The organism is Alcaligenes sp. Me129, from assembly GCF_050487245.1.
GTDB classification, from domain to species: Bacteria; Pseudomonadota; Gammaproteobacteria; order Burkholderiales; family Burkholderiaceae_B; genus Alcaligenes; species Alcaligenes phenolicus.
This window is the reverse complement of the sequence record NZ_JBKQGX010000005.1, coordinates 14,807-30,135: the sequence shown is the minus strand read 5'-3', so window position 1 is coordinate 30,135 and position 15,329 is coordinate 14,807. Positions and strand designations below refer to the sequence as shown.

Sequence of the window (15,329 nt, the reverse complement as noted above, 5' to 3'; positions counted from 1 at the left end):
ACTCTGCTAGGGAATCGGACTGCCAAAGGCAGGCTGATTGTCTATTGTAATGGGCCAGTCAAGCACAGGCAGATAGAGGGGGTATATACCGCATATAGCGCGAGCATCGACGCCAAAAGGCAGTTTGAAACCTGTATTGGCTGGATCCATGTTGGGGTTTACCGCGTACTGCCTTATTTTCAGGTGCCTTGTTGAGTCTTTCACGTTTAAAATCATGCCTCAACGAATCAGCCAGTGCCTCAGGGAGCACTGCGCGACCGTGTGACGAATTGCGCTGTATTTCTTTATTCCTTTTCTGGAACCCTTTATGTCTCAGTCTTACTTCCCGCGTTGGCGCCGAGTGTCCGGCAGCGAACCCGGTGCGGTTGTGCAGCCCGACGAATGTCTGGCCACGCCGCAAAACATTGCCATGGGTGCGCAGCACGTGGTGGCCATGTTCGGCTCCACCATTCTGGCCCCCTTGTTGATGGGCTTTGATCCCAATCTGGCCATCTTGATGTCCGGTATTGGTACGCTGATTTTCTTTGTGTTTGTCGGTGGCCGGGTTCCCAGCTACCTGGGTTCCAGCTTTGCGTTTATTGGTGGTGTGATTGCAGTTACCGGCTATGCCGGCAGCGGCCCGAATCCCAATATTGGCGTGGCCTTGGGGGCCATTATTATCTGTGGTCTGGTCTATACGCTGATCGGTGTTCTGGTCTGGGTGTTCAACGCCCGTACCCAGGGTGGGGCAGCGCGTTTGATCAACCATTGGATGCCTCCGGTTGTTACCGGCTCGATTGTGGCGGTGATTGGCCTGAACCTGGCTCCTATTGCGGCCAAGGGCGCGATGGGTAGCGGCACCTTCGATTCCATGATGGCCTTGATGACCGTATTGTGCGTGGGTGGTATTGCGGTCTACACCCGTGGGGTGGCTCAACGCTTGCTGATTCTGGTGGGTTTGGCTCTGGCTTGCGTGTTGTACTGGGTTTTCACCAATGTGATGGGCTACGGCACCCCAATCAACTTTGCGCCGGTTGCTGAAGCCGCCTGGCTGGGTCTGCCCAGCTTTTCTGCGCCTGTGTTCCAGGCTCATGCCATGACCGTGATTGTGCCGGTGGCCATTATTCTGGTGGCCGAGAACCTGGGTCACATCAAGGCGGTTAGCGCCATGACCGGTCAGGATCTGGACGGTTATCTGGGTCGTGCTTTCGTGGGTGATGGCGTGGCGACCATGCTGTCCGGCTCCGTAGGCGGCACTGGTGTAACGACTTACGCTGAGAATATCGGCGTGATGGCCGCTACCCGTATCTACTCGACGTTGGTGTTTGCCTTTGCTGCCGTGATCGCGATTTTCCTGGGCTTTTCGCCCAAGTTTGGTGCCGTGATCCAGTCCATTCCTGGTCCTGTACTCGGTGGCATGTCCATCGTGGTGTTTGGTTTGATCGCTATTGCCGGCGCCCGTATCTGGGTGGTGAACCAGGTGGATTTCAGCGATAACCGCAATTTGCTGGTGGCAGCCGTCACCTTGATTCTGGGGGCTGGTAACTTCTCCTTGCAGTTTGGCGTGATTCGTCTGGACGGCATTGGCTGCGCCACCTTTGGTGCCATTTTGCTGCACGCTTTGTTGCGAGGCCGTCGCCAGAATATGGTGTAGTCGGCCCAAGGCGGATCAAGACTGGCCTGGCTCTGACTAGTTTGGCCATCAGCCTGTCGCCAGTCTCGAAATAGCCTGCGCTAAACCCGTGGCCCTTGAGCTTCTGTTTTTTTACACAGGGGTTTCAGGGGCTTGCTATTTTCAGGCAGTTTGCCGACAATAGATCTCACACCCCGGTTCTTCGCGGGGTTTTTTTCTGCCGCAGAATTTCTCTGTGTCGGAAAAGCCATATTGGGGCAGCCGGCAGGTTTGGCTTGAGCAGTGTGTTTGAATGTACGCTGTAGGGTCAGCAGGACTTTCAAGTCGGCCGATTCAACCTGTTTGATTGTTTGCCCCATCATCGTTATCCCCCTATCTTCCAGGCGCTCCTGCTACGGAGCGTCTTTTACTTGTTGAGCAGGAATACTATGTCTGCGATCCCATTGACTGCGCAGGGCGCACAACGTTTGCAAGTCGAATTACACCGCCTCAAGACGGTGGAACGCCCGGATGTAATTAACGCCATCGCCGAAGCGCGAGCACAAGGCGATTTGTCCGAGAACGCCGAGTATGATGCCGCGCGCGAGCGCCAAGGCTTTATCGAGGGTCGGATTGCCGAATTGGAAGGCACTTTGTCCAATGCCCAGATTATCGAACCGGCCGCGCTGCAGGCGGATGGCCGCATCGTGTTCGGTGCCACGGTTGAAATCGAGGACCTGGAGTCCGGCAACACCGTGACTTACCAGATCGTGGGTGACGTCGAGGCCGACATCCGTGCCAACAAGATTTCCATCTCCAGCCCTGTGGCTCGTGCCCTGATTGGCAAGAGCGAAGGCGATGTGGTCGAGGTCAAGGCGCCCGCCGGTATTCGTGAATACGAAATCCTGTCGATCAGTTACGTTTGACCTTGCTTCTGACAGCAGGCTTGTCCTGCTGTTGATTCGAGCACGCAAAAGAAAGGCCCCTGCACATTGTGCGGGGGCCTTATAATTTACGGCAGTTTAGCGTTTGCCCGAACCGCCCAGTCCGCGACGAGCGCCTGCCCGCAAGGACATGGCACTGCCAGGACGGTTGGTATTGCTACGGGGCGCGGCAGCAGGTTTGACTGCCGAGAACTTTTGAACGCTGCGTGGTGCGGCCGAGGCTTTCTTCTCTTGGGTGCTGCTGCGTTCAGCTTGCATTTCAGCACGGCGAGCACGTTCCGTCTTGCGCGTACGCTGAACACCGGAAGCGGCCAGCTTTTTGGGCGTGTAAGGCTCCGAAGGCTTGCGCACCGCACGGGTAGGTTTTTCAACAGGCGCTCCCAAAACAGGGGGGCGTTCGATATTGGGTCTGTAGATGGTCAGGATTTTGCCCAGATGATGAATAGGGGCAGCATCGAGCGCATCGCAGATTTGTTCTAACATGGTCAGACGAGCCTGACGGTCATCACCGGCCACACGGATCTTGATGAGCTGGTGAGCCTGCAGGTGGACGGTGATTTCTTTGATCACGGCGTCGGTCAGGCCATTGTCTCCAATCAGGACAACTGGGCGCAGAGCGTGAGCAGCAGCACGAAGTTCGCTGCGCTCATGAGGTGTAAGGTTGAGTTTTGGCATAAAGAGATTGTACGGGAATGGCCAAGAAAAAATTCTCTAAAGAGTGGGTTCAGCAGCATATAAATGACCCCTACGTCAAATTGGCGCAACAAAAAGGGTATCGCGCGCGTGCGGCCTTCAAGCTCAGTGAAATATTGGATCTGGAGAAGATTCAGGTTCAGGGCAAGGTGGTGGTGGACCTGGGGTCTACGCCGGGCAGCTGGTCGCAATTGATACGGGAACGCATGGTCGGCCCTGGCGGTGTGCTCAATGGTCGCATTATCGCACTGGATATATTGGAAATGGAACCAATTGCCGGGGTAGAGTTCATGCAAGGCGACTTTCGCGAGGACTCTGTACTGGAGCAATTGCAAGATTCCTTAAAAGGTGCGGCGGTAGACCTTGTGATTTCGGATATGGCCCCCAACTTGTCTGGTGTGGCATCGGCCGATTCCGCCCGCATCCAGCATTTATGCGAGCTGGCACAGGAATTTGCCCTGCAGCATCTGACCGATGAAGGGGTACTGATCGTCAAAGCCTTCCACGGCAGCGGGTTTTCCCAGATCGTGGAGTCTTTCAAGCAGAATTTTGTCAGAGTCGTCGAGCGTAAACCCAAGGCTTCGCGTGATAAATCCTCCGAAACCTTTCTCGTTGCCCGTGGCTTGAAGCGCAGGTAATTTATGACTTGCCGGGCTTTGAATCGGGTAGAATGAACTATGTATGGCGCTTGTTCAGGTATGTGTAAGCATATGGAGCAAGTTATCGCAATCGCAGGAGATTGGCTTTGAACAATTCGTTTTCCAAAGTCGCGATCTGGATGGTTATTGCGCTGGTGCTGTTTACTGTTTTCAAGCAGTTTGACGGCCGGCCACCAGCCACTGATGGCGTCACTTACACACAATTCATGAATGATGCCCGCTCCGGCCGCATCAGCAAGGTGGATATTCAGGGCGATACCCTGCATGTCACGCCGGATTCTGGCCGCAGCTACTCGCTGACGTCCCCCGGTGACCTGTGGATGGTGCCTGAACTGGTGAAATCCGGTGTGCAGGTATCGGGTAAAGCCCGTGAAGAGCCTTCCTTCCTGACCAGCCTGTTCATCTCCTGGTTCCCCATGCTGCTCCTGATTGGCGTGTGGGTGTTCTTCATGCGTCAGATGCAAGGTGGCGGCAAGGGCGGGGCATTCAGCTTCGGTAAATCCCGTGCACGTTTGCTGGACGAGAACTCCAACCCTGTTACCTTTGCGGACGTGGCCGGTTGCGACGAAGCCAAGGAAGACGTACAGGAACTGGTGGACTTTCTGCGCGACCCGAGCCGCTTCCAGCGTCTGGGTGGCCGCATTCCACGCGGTATCCTGATGGTGGGCTCGCCGGGTACAGGTAAGACCCTGTTGGCTCGTGCCATTGCAGGCGAAGCCAAAGTGCCTTTCTTCAGCATTTCCGGTTCCGACTTCGTCGAAATGTTTGTGGGTGTGGGTGCTTCCCGCGTTCGCGATATGTTCGAGACCGCCAAGAAGCAATCGCCTTGCATCATCTTTATCGACGAAATTGACGCCGTGGGCCGCCAGCGTGGCGCAGGCCTGGGCGGTGGTAACGACGAACGTGAACAGACACTGAACCAGTTGCTGGTCGAGATGGACGGTTTTGAAACCGGCCAAGGCGTACTGGTCATTGCTGCAACCAACCGTCCTGACGTACTGGACCCCGCTTTGCTGCGTCCTGGCCGTTTTGACCGTCAAGTGGTTGTTGGCCTGCCTGACATCCGTGGTCGTGAGCAGATTCTGAAAGTGCACATGCGCAAAGTGCCTTTGGCTCCCAACGTGGACGCCGTGGTGCTGGCTCGTGGTACTCCCGGTTTCTCCGGTGCTGATCTGGCTAACCTGGTCAATGAAGCCGCTTTGTTCGCCGCGCGCCGAAATGGCCGCACCGTGGATATGCAGGACTTCGAGCGCGCCAAGGACAAGATCATCATGGGTGCAGAACGTCGCACCATGATCATGCCCGAGGAAGAGCGTCGCAACACCGCTTACCACGAAGCCGGTCACGCCTTGGTAGCTTGCATGCTACCCAAGACGGACCCGGTTCACAAAGTCACCATCATTCCTCGTGGTCGTGCTTTGGGTGTCACCATGCAGTTGCCGGAAGGCGATCGCTACAGCATGGACAAAGAGCGCCTGTTGAACATGATCGCCGTGCTGTTCGGTGGTCGTATCGCTGAAGAAGTGTTCATGAATCAAATGACCACGGGCGCATCGAACGACTTTGAACGTGCCACGCAAATTGCGCGTGACATCGTAACTCGCTACGGTATGACAGACTCTCTGGGGCCTGTTGTGTACGCCGAGAACGAAGGCGAAGTGTTCCTGGGTCGCAGCGTCACCAAAACCACCCATGTGTCCGAAGCCACCATGCAGAAAGTGGACTTCGAAATCCGCAAGATTATCGACGAACAGTACGCGGTTGCCCGCAAGCTGATCGAAGACAATATGGACAAGATGCATGCCATGGCCAAGGCCTTGCTGGAGTGGGAAACCATTGATGCCGACCAGATCGACGACATCATGAAAGGTTTGCCACCACGGGCTCCACACGTGCCCAACAGCAATGACAACACACCCTCCGATGGCTCCACGCCACCAGCCGCTGGTCCTCGCCCAGCCGATGACAAGGGTGCCGCGGCGACAACGCCGGTTGCTTAACTTACAACATAGGCCATGCCTATTTCATGAATTACCCTGAGTGGTCTTGTGGGCGCTTCCAGTTTGGGCTGGAGCGCCCTTTGGTTATGGGGATTGTGAATGTCACCCCAGACTCCTTTTATGACGGCAACGCACACAATGATTTGCCTCGGGCGCTGGACCACGCCCGTCAATTAATCGCCGAAGGCGCAGACATTCTGGATATTGGTGGCGAGTCGACTCGTCCCGGTGCCGAACCCGTTTCCCTGGAACAAGAGCTTGAGCGTGTTATTCCCTTGATCGAGGGCTTGCGCGACAGCGGTGTGGCCTTGTCGGTGGATACGTTCAAGCCTGAGGTCATGCGCGCCAGCCTGGCGGCCGGTGCAGACATGATCAATGACATCTATGCCTTGCGCATGCCCGGTGCCATCGAGGCCGTCAAGGACTCCAATTGCGGCCTGTGCATCATGCACATGCAAGGTGAGCCCCGGACCATGCAAGAGCAGGTGCACTACGATGATGTGGTCGTTGATGTACGTCATTTTTTGCAACAACGATGTGACGCCATAGTGAGCGCAGGCATTCAATCCGAGCGTATCATGCTGGATCCCGGCTTTGGCTTCGGTAAAACAGCGGCACATAATTATCAGTTGCTACGGGATTTGCAGCAGGCGGCAGTGCCTGGTTACCCCTGGTTGATCGGCTTGTCGCGCAAATCCATGATTGGCCATGTCACGGGGAAACCCGCCAGTGAGCGTTTGATTGGCAGTCTATCGGCAGCCCTTGCCTGCGTGGCACGGGGCGCAAAAATTGTCCGTGTCCATGATGTAGCCGCCACGCGCGAAGCGCTGGATGTGTGGAACGCGGTTGAATGTGGAGTCTCTGAATGAGCGATCGTAAGTATTTCGGCACCGATGGTGTCCGCGGTGAAGTAGGTGGCCCAACGATTAACCCCGAGTTCGCTTTGCGCCTGGGTTACGCTGCCGGGCAGGTTCTGGCTGCCCAGTATGAAGGTACAGGCCGCCCCACCGTGGTGATTGGCAAGGACACCCGTATTTCTGGCTACATGCTGGAATCGGCGCTGGAAGCCGGTTTGTCGGCCGCCGGGATCGATGTATTGCTGGCTGGCCCTGTGCCTACGCCCGCTGTGGCCTATTTGACGCGTACGCTGCGCCTGACGGCCGGTATCGTGATCTCTGCCTCGCACAACCCGTATTACGACAACGGTATCAAGTTCTTTTCCGCACAGGGCACCAAGCTGCCTGACGAGATCGAGCTGAAAATCGAGCAAGCCATTGACCAGCCCATGCACTGGGTGAAGTCTGAGTCCCTGGGCCGCGCCCGTCGTCTGGCTGACTCGGCTGGCCGTTATATTGAATTTTGCAAGAGTGCCTTCCCGAACGACTTGAACCTGAACGGGCTCAAGATTGTTGTGGATGCCGCTCATGGCGCGGCTTACAACATCGCTCCGCACGTGTTCCGCGAATTGGGTGCCGAAGTGGTTGCCGTGGGTGTTCAACCTGATGGGTTCAACATCAATCAGGAAGTGGGCGCGACTTATCCCGAGAAGCTGGCCGAAGAAGTACGCAAGCACGGCGCAGATTTGGGTATTGCGTTGGATGGTGACGCAGACCGTCTGCAAATGGTCGATTCCCAGGGGCGCATCTACAATGGCGACGAACTATTGTATCTAATTGTTGCTGATCATCTGCAGACCCAGCCTGTAAAAGGCGTGGTTGGCACGCTGATGACCAACCTGGGTTTCGAGAAGAAAATGCAGGAATTGGGCGTGGAGTTTGCCCGCGCCAAAGTGGGCGACCGCTACGTGCTGGAATTGATGCAGCAAAACGGCTGGGTGTTCGGTGGCGAAAGCTCCGGTCACCTGCTGTGCCTGGACTGGCACACCACAGGCGATGGTATTATTGCCGCCTTGCAAGTGCTGACCGCCCTGTGCCATAGCGGCAAGAGCCTGCCAGAACTGATGGAAGGCCTGAAGATGTACCCGCAAATTATGGTTAACGTGCCATTGCAAGCGGGCCAGGACTGGAAAAACCATGCAGGTTTGCAACAGGCAACCCGTGAAGTGGAGCAAATGTTGGGTGACCGTGGGCGAGTGCTTATTCGTGCATCAGGTACAGAACCCAAGCTGCGCTTGATGGTGGAAGCAGAACAAGCCGATCTGGCTCAAGCAGGCATCGATACCTTGCTTGCAGTGGATTTAATGAAATAGTAATGTGGCTATCAAATACCTGAAACATTGTTTGTGCATGATGCACGAAAGTGTTTGGAGTCATCACGATGCTAAATCTTGAGCGCGAACGTACTGAAGTGGATTGGGCGAATACTTGGGCAGGTCATACCGTTGGAGGCTTGGCCTTGCGCCTGGCTCGTACCCAGGCTGAGCTTGAATGCCTTCAGCGCTTGCGTTTTCAGGTTTTCACCCAGGAAATGAATGCCGTCTTTCCAGACCAGCACAATGGTCTGGATATAGACCGCTTCGACCCCTGGTGCGAGCATTTCATGGTTACCGAACCCGAAGAAAACCGGGTTGTAGGAACCTACCGCTTGCTGACCCCTGAAAATGCCAATAAAGCGGGCGGCTATTACTCAGAGTCCGAATTCGATATCAGCGCCCTGGATGCGCTGCGCCCCAGCCTGGTTGAGGTTGGGCGCTCCTGCATCCATCCCGACTACCGTAATGGCTCGGCCATCATGATGCTGTGGGGTGGCATTGCTGCCCTGACGCGTGTAGGCGGTTACCGTTACCTTCTGGGTTGTGCCAGTGTCAGTTTGCGTGACGATGGCGTCACCGCCGCCGAAGTCTGGCGTGTGGCCCAAAAGTCCATGCAGGACAACAAGCACATTCCGCATGTGCAGCCCTTGAATCGCTATCCGGTTGAACGACTGAACAGCGATTTGCCAGCGCGCATTCCACCGCTGATCAAAGGCTACCTGAAGCTGGGTGCCACGATTTGTGGTGAGCCTGCCTGGGATCCGGACTTCAATACGGCAGACTTTCCTGTCCTGCTGGATCTGGAAGCCATGGACGAGCGCTATAAACGTCACTTTGGCCTGGTCTGATTGCGTACTGCTCAGGCCTGAGCAAGTCGGGCCTGAATAGGGCCTGCGAATAAAAAGAACCCCCGAAAGTTGGATGGCAATCCAACTTTCGGGGGTTTTTTTAGGTTCTGATGATCTGCTTGGCTTGGCAGGCTTTGGCGCTGTCAATGAGCGGCTCGGCCAGCTAGCGTCAGCCATACTCCAATCAACGGGCCTGTCAGCAAGGCTATCGGGGCTGTAAGCTGGGTGGAGTGTTTTTCAACAGGCCCACCTGGCCGCTACACGTCCAGTAGGCCTTGTCAGACCAGCTCCAGGCTCAAATCATTGATATCGCTTTGCCAAGCCTGTACTTCAGCCAGCAAGGAGGCCTGGGACAGGGGATGGCTGGCCATCCATTCGTGATCCAGATGAATCATGACGGTTTTGCCACGCGCTTGCAGGCTCAGCGGCAAGGTCTCCCTGTCCTCGCGACGGCGCATCAGCATGACGGCCAGACGCAGGCTCAGCAATGTCAGCCACCAGGCGTTATTGGACTCAAAGCGCTTGAGCTTGCCCAGCTTGCCCTGGTGACCCAGGCTCAGGAAGCTCAACAAGGCTTGGTCGTCGTTGGAAAAACCGGGCATATCGGCATGTTCCAGCACGTAGGCCGTGTGCTTGTGGTAATCCGCATGTGCAATGCTCAGGCCCACTTCATGAAGATCGGCGGCCCAGCCCAATTGACGCTGCAGTTCCTGCACTTCAGGGGTGTCGGGCAGCTTCAGTTGTGCGAAGAACTTCATCGCCGCGTCGTGCACACGATGGGCCTGGCGTGTGTCGACCTGATAGCGTTTCATCATTTGCTGAACGGTCTGGTCACGCTGATCGTGTTCCGATTCGCGCCCCAGCATGTCGTAGAGCACACCCACACGCAGTGCGCCTTCACCAGGCAGCATCTGGCGAATCTTCAGCTCCTGGAAGGCGGCCATCATAATGGCCAGACCTGCCGCCAGCACGGGCGCGCGGTGAGGCTTGATACCGCTCAGATTGCGTGTGTCCACCTTGCCATCGTGTACCAGGCGTTTGCGCAGCAATTCCATGCCTTCCAGGGTGATCCCCTTTTTGGACATGCCGTTCTCTTGCAGGATGGCGATCAGACCCTTGGCGGTTCCGGAGGAGCCATACGCTTCCTGCCAGCCCGTTTTGCGGTATTGGCGCGTAATTCCTTCCAGTTCGCGACGAGCCGTCAGGATCGCATTGCTCATGCGCTCTTCGGTGATCACGCCATCGGAGAAAAATTTGTCGGTATAGCTGACACAGCCCATGTAGAGCGAAGACAGCAGCAGAGGTTTGAGGCCCTTGCCAATAATGACTTCGGTCGAACCGCCGCCGATGTCGATCATTAGACGGCGATTGGGGGAGGGGGGCAGCTCGTTGCTGATCCCCGAGAAAATCAGGCGGGCTTCCTCGTGGCCGGAGATGACCTCGATAGGAAAGCCAAAGGCCGCCTCGGCAGCCGGCAGAACCTCGCTTAAATTGCGTGCCACCCGGAAGGTATTGGTGGCCACAGCGCGAACGCGATTGGGGTGAAAACCGGCCAGACGTTCGTTGAAGCGTTTCAGAATGACTACGGCGCGTTCAATGGCATCGGGACTGATGTATTTGTCGGGACCCATGCCAGCGGCGAGTCGGACGGATTCATTCAGGCGGTCAATGGTGTAGATCTGGGCATGACCGTTGTGCTGAACCACTCGTCCAATGGATAAACGAAAGCTGTTGGAGCCCAGGTCCACAGCGGCAAGAAGTTGTTCCATGAGGCATCGCTCGGGATGATTACTGTGCGATTATAAGGACATTAATCATGGGTTTTGTTACATAAACCGGAAAATTAAGAAAAGTTAGACGAAAGCATCTTGGGAAAGGCGATGTGATATTTGCGCTCCTGCCAGGCAGAGCTGTTTTAGACTTGAATTGCTACGGGTCATAGAGCTGTAACATTCATGTAGTAAAAGTCTCACGATCCCATTTTCTTTGGCTTTTTAACGACCTCACCATGCTGCCTTCTCCAGATTCAACCTTGCTAAACCGTGAGTTGTCCTTGCTCAAGTTCAATGAGCGAGTGCTGGCCATGGCCGAAAATTCGACCACGCCTTTGCTGGAGCGCTTGCGCTACATCTGTATCGTGAGCTCTAACCTGGATGAATTCTTTGAAATTCGTATTTCCAGTCTGAAAGAACAGATCTTGCAAAATCCTCATCAAGTGGGGGATGACGGGTTTTTGCCTCAACAAGCGTTTGACAAGGTGCAGGCTGCGGCTCACCAATTGGTCGAGAAACAAAACGACTTGCTGATGGACGAGGTCTTGCCGACCTTGATGGATGAAGGCATAGGGCTGCTGCTGACCGCGCTATGGACACCTGCTCAGCGTGAGTGGGCGTATCAAACCTTTTTGCGTGACGTTATGCCTTTGCTCACGCCTATTGGTCTGGACCCGGCGCATCCCTTTCCGCGCGTCTACAACAAAAGCCTGAACTACATTGTGGAGTTGAGCGGTGAAGATGCCTTCGCCCGCACCGGCACGATTGCCATTGTGCAGGCACCCCGTGCCTTGCCACGTGTGATTCGTGTGCCAGACGATATCGCCGGCATTCCCCAGGGCTATATGCTGCTGACTTCCCTGATCAGCGTTTTTGTGGGCGAGCTTTTTCCCGGCATGGACGTAAAGGGCTGCTATCAGTGGCGCGTTACCCGTAACAGCGATCTGTTTGTGGACGAGGAGGAAGTCACCAACTTGCGCGCCGCCTTGCAGGGCGAGCTGTCGCAACGTAACTTTGGTGCGGCCGTACGTCTGGAAATTGACCGTTCCATGCCCGAGCGCCTGGAGCGCTTTTTGCAAAGCGAGTTTTCGCTGGATGTGCCAGATACTTATCGCGTCAGCGGCCCGGTCAATCTGACGCGCCTGATGCAGCTGTGTAATGTGCCAGACCGTCCGGATCTCCTGTTCCCGGATTACCGTGCGCCTATTCCGGCGCCGTTTGATTCTTCATTTGAATCCCCCGCACAGTTTTTTGAGGCGATTTCCCGCAAAGACCAACTGCTGCACCATCCGTATCAGTCCTTCCAGCCCGTCTTGAGCTTCTTGCGTGCCGCAGCGGCGGACCCGGCCGTCGTCGGTATCAAGCAGACGATTTACCGTACTGGTGAAGATTCGGAGTTGATGAATATCCTCCTGTCGGCGGCGCGTGCTGGCAAAGAGGTAACGGTGGTGGTGGAGCTGATGGCTCGTTTTGACGAACAGACCAATATCAATTGGGCCGCCAAGCTGGAAGAGGTGGGAGCACACGTCAGTTACGGGGTGGTGGGGCACAAGACCCACGCCAAGATGGCCCTGGTGCTGCGTCGTGAGGGGGGCTCGATCCGTCGTTATGGCCATTTGGGTACCGGTAACTATCACCCGCGCACCGCTCGCTTGTACACGGACTTTGGCCTGATTACCGCCAATCAGGAAATTTGCGAGGACATGGACAAGGTGTTTTCCATGCTGACCGGGCTGGGTGCCTGGCGGCCCCTGAAGCGCTTGCTGCAGTCGCCGTTCACCTTGCATGACAGCATGATGGATCGCATCCAGGCGGAAACCGAGCGCGCCCTGGCAGGCAAGAAAGCCCGCATCATGGCCAAGATGAACTCCCTGCTGGAGCCCAAGATCATTCAGGCGCTTTATGATGCCAGCCAGGCCGGAGTCAGGGTAGACCTGATCGTGCGTGGTGCTTGCGCCTTGCGTCCGGGGGTCAAGGGTTTGTCGGAGAACATCCAGGTGCGTTCAATCATCGGACGCTTTCTGGAGCACTCGCGTGTTTTCTATTTCTACAATGGCGGTCAGGAAGAGGTCTTTATTTCCTCGGCCGACTGGATGGACCGGAACTTCTTCCGTCGTGTGGAGCTGGGTGTGCCAGTGCTGGACCGCAGCCTGAAAAAGCGGGTCATTGCCGAAGCCTTCACTTATGCCTTGCGTGACAACCAGTTGTCCTGGAAGGCCAATCCGGATGGCACTTATAACCGCATCCGCAGTCGCGGTGCCCCGTTCAATCTGCATCTGAGCATGATGCAGCGCTTGGGCGGTGTGTGAAATACAGACTGTCATGAACGTGTCATATAGTCTGTTTACTATGACGACACATACAGGGTGGGCCTGTGATCTGACTATCATCAAGAGGATTTCTCGATGTTAAAACGTGTATTCAACAAGGTAAGTATTGCTCTGGCGTTCAGCGCTTTTGCGGCTACTGCCACAGCTGCAGACGTAACCGGTGCTGGTGCGTCGTTCCCTTACCCAATCTATGCCAAATGGGCGGCTGAATACGCCAAACAAACGAATAACCGCGTCAACTACCAGTCGATTGGTTCGGGTGGTGGTCAGCAGCAGATTATTGCCAAGACCGTGGATTTCGGTGCTTCGGACGACCCAATGAAGGTCGAAACACTGGAAAAAGAAAACCTGTTGCAGTTCCCCGCCGTGATCGGTGGTGTGGTGCCTGTGATCAACGTCGAAGGCATTGAGCCTGGCAAGCTGAAACTGTCCGGTAAAGTACTGGGCGATATCTACCTGGCCAAGATCACCAAGTGGGACGATGCAGCCATTAAGGAACTGAACCCCGATTTGACCTTGCCTAACAAGGACATCGTGGTGGTTCACCGCTCCGACGGTTCGGGCACCACTTTCGGTTGGACCAACTACCTGTCCAAAGTGTCCCCGGACTGGAAGTCCCAGGTTGGTGAAGGCAAGGCTGTGAAGTGGCCTACCGGTCAAGGTGGCAAGGGTAACGAAGGCGTGGCTGCTTACGTACGTCAGCTGCAGAACTCGATCGGCTACGTTGAATACGCTTACGCCAAGCAAAACAAACTGTCCTGGACCCAGTTGCAGAACAAGGACGGCCAATTCGTCCAGCCTGGTCAGGAAAGCTTTGCTGCCGCCGCTGCCAACGCAGACTGGGCCGGTACGCCTGGCATGGGTGTGATTCTGACCGAAGAGCCTGGCGCAAAATCCTGGCCTATCACTTCGGCTACCTTCATCCTGATGCACAAGGTCCAGGATAAGCCCGAGAACGGTAAAGAAGTGCTGAACTTCTTTAACTGGGCCTTCGAGAACGGTGCCAAATCTGCTGAAGAGCTGGATTACGTTGCGTTGCCTAAGGACGTAACCGACCAGATCAAGGCGGCCTGGGCATCGGAGATCAAGTCCAAAGACGGCGCTGCGGTCTGGAAGTAAGATTCGTGTTCAAATACAGGTCAGTTGTAAATTGATCCTGCGAGACGGCCCACCTCTAGGTGGTGCCGTCTTTATTATGTAAAAATTACGGTTTTGTCTTGAACGCACAGCGCGTAGCGTTATCCGGTTTGTTGGGCTGGAGCAGTCTTGGCTGTTACAGAATCTGTGAATCGGTTGCAGTGCGTTCGTCCTATTCCGGCCTGACCCTTCATCTGTCTACATGAAATCAAATCAGAACGCCTTTATGGACGGCATTTTCAAGAACATGACACGCTCGTTTGCGTTTCTCGTGTTCATATTGCTGGCTGCCATCTCTATTTCCCTGATCTATGGAAGCCGGGAATCCATTGCCGAATACGGTTTCTCTTTTCTCTGGACGAATAACTGGGATCCGGTCAATAACGAATATGGCGCATTGGTGCCCATTGCCGGTACCTTGCTGACTTCTTTCATCGCACTCTGTATTGCCGTGCCGGTCTCGTTTGGCATTGCGATGTTCCTGACAGAGCTCTCGCCAGCCTGGTTGCGTCGCCCTCTGGGTACGGCCATTGAAATGCTGGCTGCGATTCCCTCCATTATTTACGGTATGTGGGGCCTGTTTGTTTTTGTGCCCCTGTTCCAGCGCTATGTACAGCCTGGCCTGATCTCCTTTTTTGACGGGGTGCCAGTGCTGGGTCAGATCTTTGCGGGCCCTCCCTTCGGGATTGGTGTGTTCACCGCCGGTCTGATTCTGTCCATTATGGTGATCCCCTTCATTACCGCCGTGATGCGCGACGTGTTCGAGCTGGTGCCTCCCATGCTCAAGGAGTCCGCTTATGGTCTGGGCAGCACGACCTGGGAAGTGATGTGGCGTGTGGTGCTGCCTTTCACCAAGAACGGGGTGATTGGCGGGATCATGTTGGGTCTGGGGCGCGCCTTGGGTGAAACCATGGCTGTCACCTTTGTGATTGGTAACTCCTTTAACTTGCCAAGCTCGCTGTTTTCGCCTTCGAACTCGATTGCGTCTGCACTGGCCAACGAGTTTAACGAAGCCGGTGGCATGCAGAAATCCGCCTTGCTGGAGCTGGGTCTGATCCTGTTCCTGATCACCACGGTTGTATTGGCGATCTCCAAGTTGCTCTTGTTGCGTCTGGCCAAGAACGAAGGCACGTCGCGCTAAGG

At 55.5% G+C, this 15,329-nt stretch carries 12 protein-coding genes; 10 read left to right on the top strand and 2 right to left on the bottom strand.

Features of this window, described 5'->3' with window-relative positions:
• The first annotated feature begins 307 nt into the window (after positions 1–307).
• The gene (locus ACLPGZ_RS06945; RefSeq protein WP_035270974.1) at positions 308–1,633 is read left to right on the top strand and encodes a solute carrier family 23 protein; all 1,326 of its coding nucleotides are present in this window, start codon (positions 308–310) and stop codon (positions 1,631–1,633) included.
• Between the two features lie 407 nt (positions 1,634–2,040).
• Positions 2,041–2,517: a transcription elongation factor GreA gene (greA, locus tag ACLPGZ_RS06940; protein WP_022983494.1), complete on the top strand. Its 477-nt coding sequence runs from the start codon at positions 2,041–2,043 to the stop codon at positions 2,515–2,517.
• A 96-nt stretch (positions 2,518–2,613) separates the two neighbouring features.
• Here the strand turns inward: greA and ACLPGZ_RS06935 are convergent, their stop codons facing one another.
• A complete protein-coding gene (locus ACLPGZ_RS06935; RefSeq protein ID WP_026485246.1) occupies positions 2,614–3,210 on the bottom strand; it encodes a YhbY family RNA-binding protein in 597 nt (198 codons plus the stop codon).
• A 17-nt stretch (positions 3,211–3,227) separates the two neighbouring features.
• Between ACLPGZ_RS06935 and ACLPGZ_RS06930 the strand changes: the two genes are divergently transcribed.
• The 5 genes from ACLPGZ_RS06930 (at position 3,228) to ACLPGZ_RS06910 (ending at position 8,947) form a co-directional block, all read left to right on the top strand.
• Entirely contained in the window at positions 3,228–3,866 is a 639-nt protein-coding gene (locus tag ACLPGZ_RS06930; protein WP_009463090.1) for an RlmE family RNA methyltransferase, read from the top strand.
• A gap of 107 nt (positions 3,867–3,973) precedes the next feature.
• Positions 3,974–5,887 carry an ATP-dependent zinc metalloprotease FtsH gene (gene ftsH / locus ACLPGZ_RS06925; RefSeq protein ID WP_009463092.1) on the top strand — a complete coding sequence of 638 codons (1,914 nt, stop codon included), beginning with the start codon at positions 3,974–3,976 and terminating at the stop codon, positions 5,885–5,887.
• 26 nt (positions 5,888–5,913) lie between these two features.
• Complete coding sequence (folP, locus tag ACLPGZ_RS06920; protein WP_031232995.1) at positions 5,914–6,756, top strand: dihydropteroate synthase; 843 nt, start codon at positions 5,914–5,916, stop codon at positions 6,754–6,756.
• A complete protein-coding gene (gene glmM / locus ACLPGZ_RS06915) occupies positions 6,753–8,096 on the top strand; it encodes a phosphoglucosamine mutase (RefSeq protein WP_009463095.1) in 1,344 nt (447 codons plus the stop codon). The genes folP and glmM overlap by 4 nt, the downstream gene beginning before the upstream one ends.
• Before the next feature lie 68 nt (positions 8,097–8,164).
• Positions 8,165–8,947, top strand: a complete 783-nt coding sequence (locus ACLPGZ_RS06910) for a GNAT family N-acetyltransferase (RefSeq protein WP_009463097.1) — start codon at positions 8,165–8,167, stop codon at positions 8,945–8,947.
• A 278-nt stretch (positions 8,948–9,225) separates the two neighbouring features.
• Here ACLPGZ_RS06910 and ACLPGZ_RS06905 read toward each other — a convergent pair whose 3' ends face one another.
• Positions 9,226–10,716, bottom strand: a complete 1,491-nt coding sequence (locus ACLPGZ_RS06905) for a Ppx/GppA phosphatase family protein (RefSeq protein WP_026485250.1) — start codon at positions 10,714–10,716, stop codon at positions 9,226–9,228.
• 239 nt (positions 10,717–10,955) lie between these two features.
• On the opposite strand from ACLPGZ_RS06905, the gene ppk1 reads away from it, so the two are divergent.
• The 3 genes from ppk1 to pstC all read left to right on the top strand — a co-directional run bounded on the left by ppk1 (position 10,956) and on the right by pstC (position 15,327).
• Positions 10,956–13,028: a polyphosphate kinase 1 gene (gene ppk1 / locus ACLPGZ_RS06900; protein ID WP_009463101.1), complete on the top strand. Its 2,073-nt coding sequence runs from the start codon at positions 10,956–10,958 to the stop codon at positions 13,026–13,028.
• Between the two features lie 96 nt (positions 13,029–13,124).
• Positions 13,125–14,168 carry a phosphate ABC transporter substrate-binding protein PstS gene (gene pstS, locus ACLPGZ_RS06895; protein ID WP_026485252.1) on the top strand — a complete coding sequence of 348 codons (1,044 nt, stop codon included), beginning with the start codon at positions 13,125–13,127 and terminating at the stop codon, positions 14,166–14,168.
• Positions 14,169–14,388: 220 nt separating this feature from the next.
• A complete protein-coding gene (gene pstC / locus ACLPGZ_RS06890; RefSeq protein WP_026485253.1) occupies positions 14,389–15,327 on the top strand; it encodes a phosphate ABC transporter permease subunit PstC in 939 nt (312 codons plus the stop codon).
• Positions 15,328–15,329 lie beyond the last annotated feature (2 nt).

Excerpts from the sequence above, each read along its gene's own strand:
- pstC (WP_026485253.1), top strand. The coding sequence starts at position 14,389 with ATGAAATCAAATCAGAACGCCTTTATGGACGGCATTTTCAAGAACATG.
- glmM (WP_009463095.1), top strand. The coding sequence starts at position 6,753 with ATGAGCGATCGTAAGTATTTCGGCACCGATGGTGTCCGCGGTGAAGTA.
- ACLPGZ_RS06910 (WP_009463097.1), top strand. The coding sequence starts at position 8,165 with ATGCTAAATCTTGAGCGCGAACGTACTGAAGTGGATTGGGCGAATACT.
- pstS (WP_026485252.1), top strand. The coding sequence starts at position 13,125 with ATGTTAAAACGTGTATTCAACAAGGTAAGTATTGCTCTGGCGTTCAGC.
- ACLPGZ_RS06905 (WP_026485250.1), bottom strand. The coding sequence starts at position 10,716 with ATGGAACAACTTCTTGCCGCTGTGGACCTGGGCTCCAACAGCTTTCGT.
- ACLPGZ_RS06935 (WP_026485246.1), bottom strand. The coding sequence starts at position 3,210 with ATGCCAAAACTCAACCTTACACCTCATGAGCGCAGCGAACTTCGTGCT.
- ACLPGZ_RS06930 (WP_009463090.1), top strand. The coding sequence starts at position 3,228 with ATGGCCAAGAAAAAATTCTCTAAAGAGTGGGTTCAGCAGCATATAAAT.
- ACLPGZ_RS06945 (WP_035270974.1), top strand. The coding sequence starts at position 308 with ATGTCTCAGTCTTACTTCCCGCGTTGGCGCCGAGTGTCCGGCAGCGAA.
- greA (WP_022983494.1), top strand. The coding sequence starts at position 2,041 with ATGTCTGCGATCCCATTGACTGCGCAGGGCGCACAACGTTTGCAAGTC.
- ppk1 (WP_009463101.1), top strand. The coding sequence starts at position 10,956 with ATGCTGCCTTCTCCAGATTCAACCTTGCTAAACCGTGAGTTGTCCTTG.
- folP (WP_031232995.1), top strand. The coding sequence starts at position 5,914 with ATGAATTACCCTGAGTGGTCTTGTGGGCGCTTCCAGTTTGGGCTGGAG.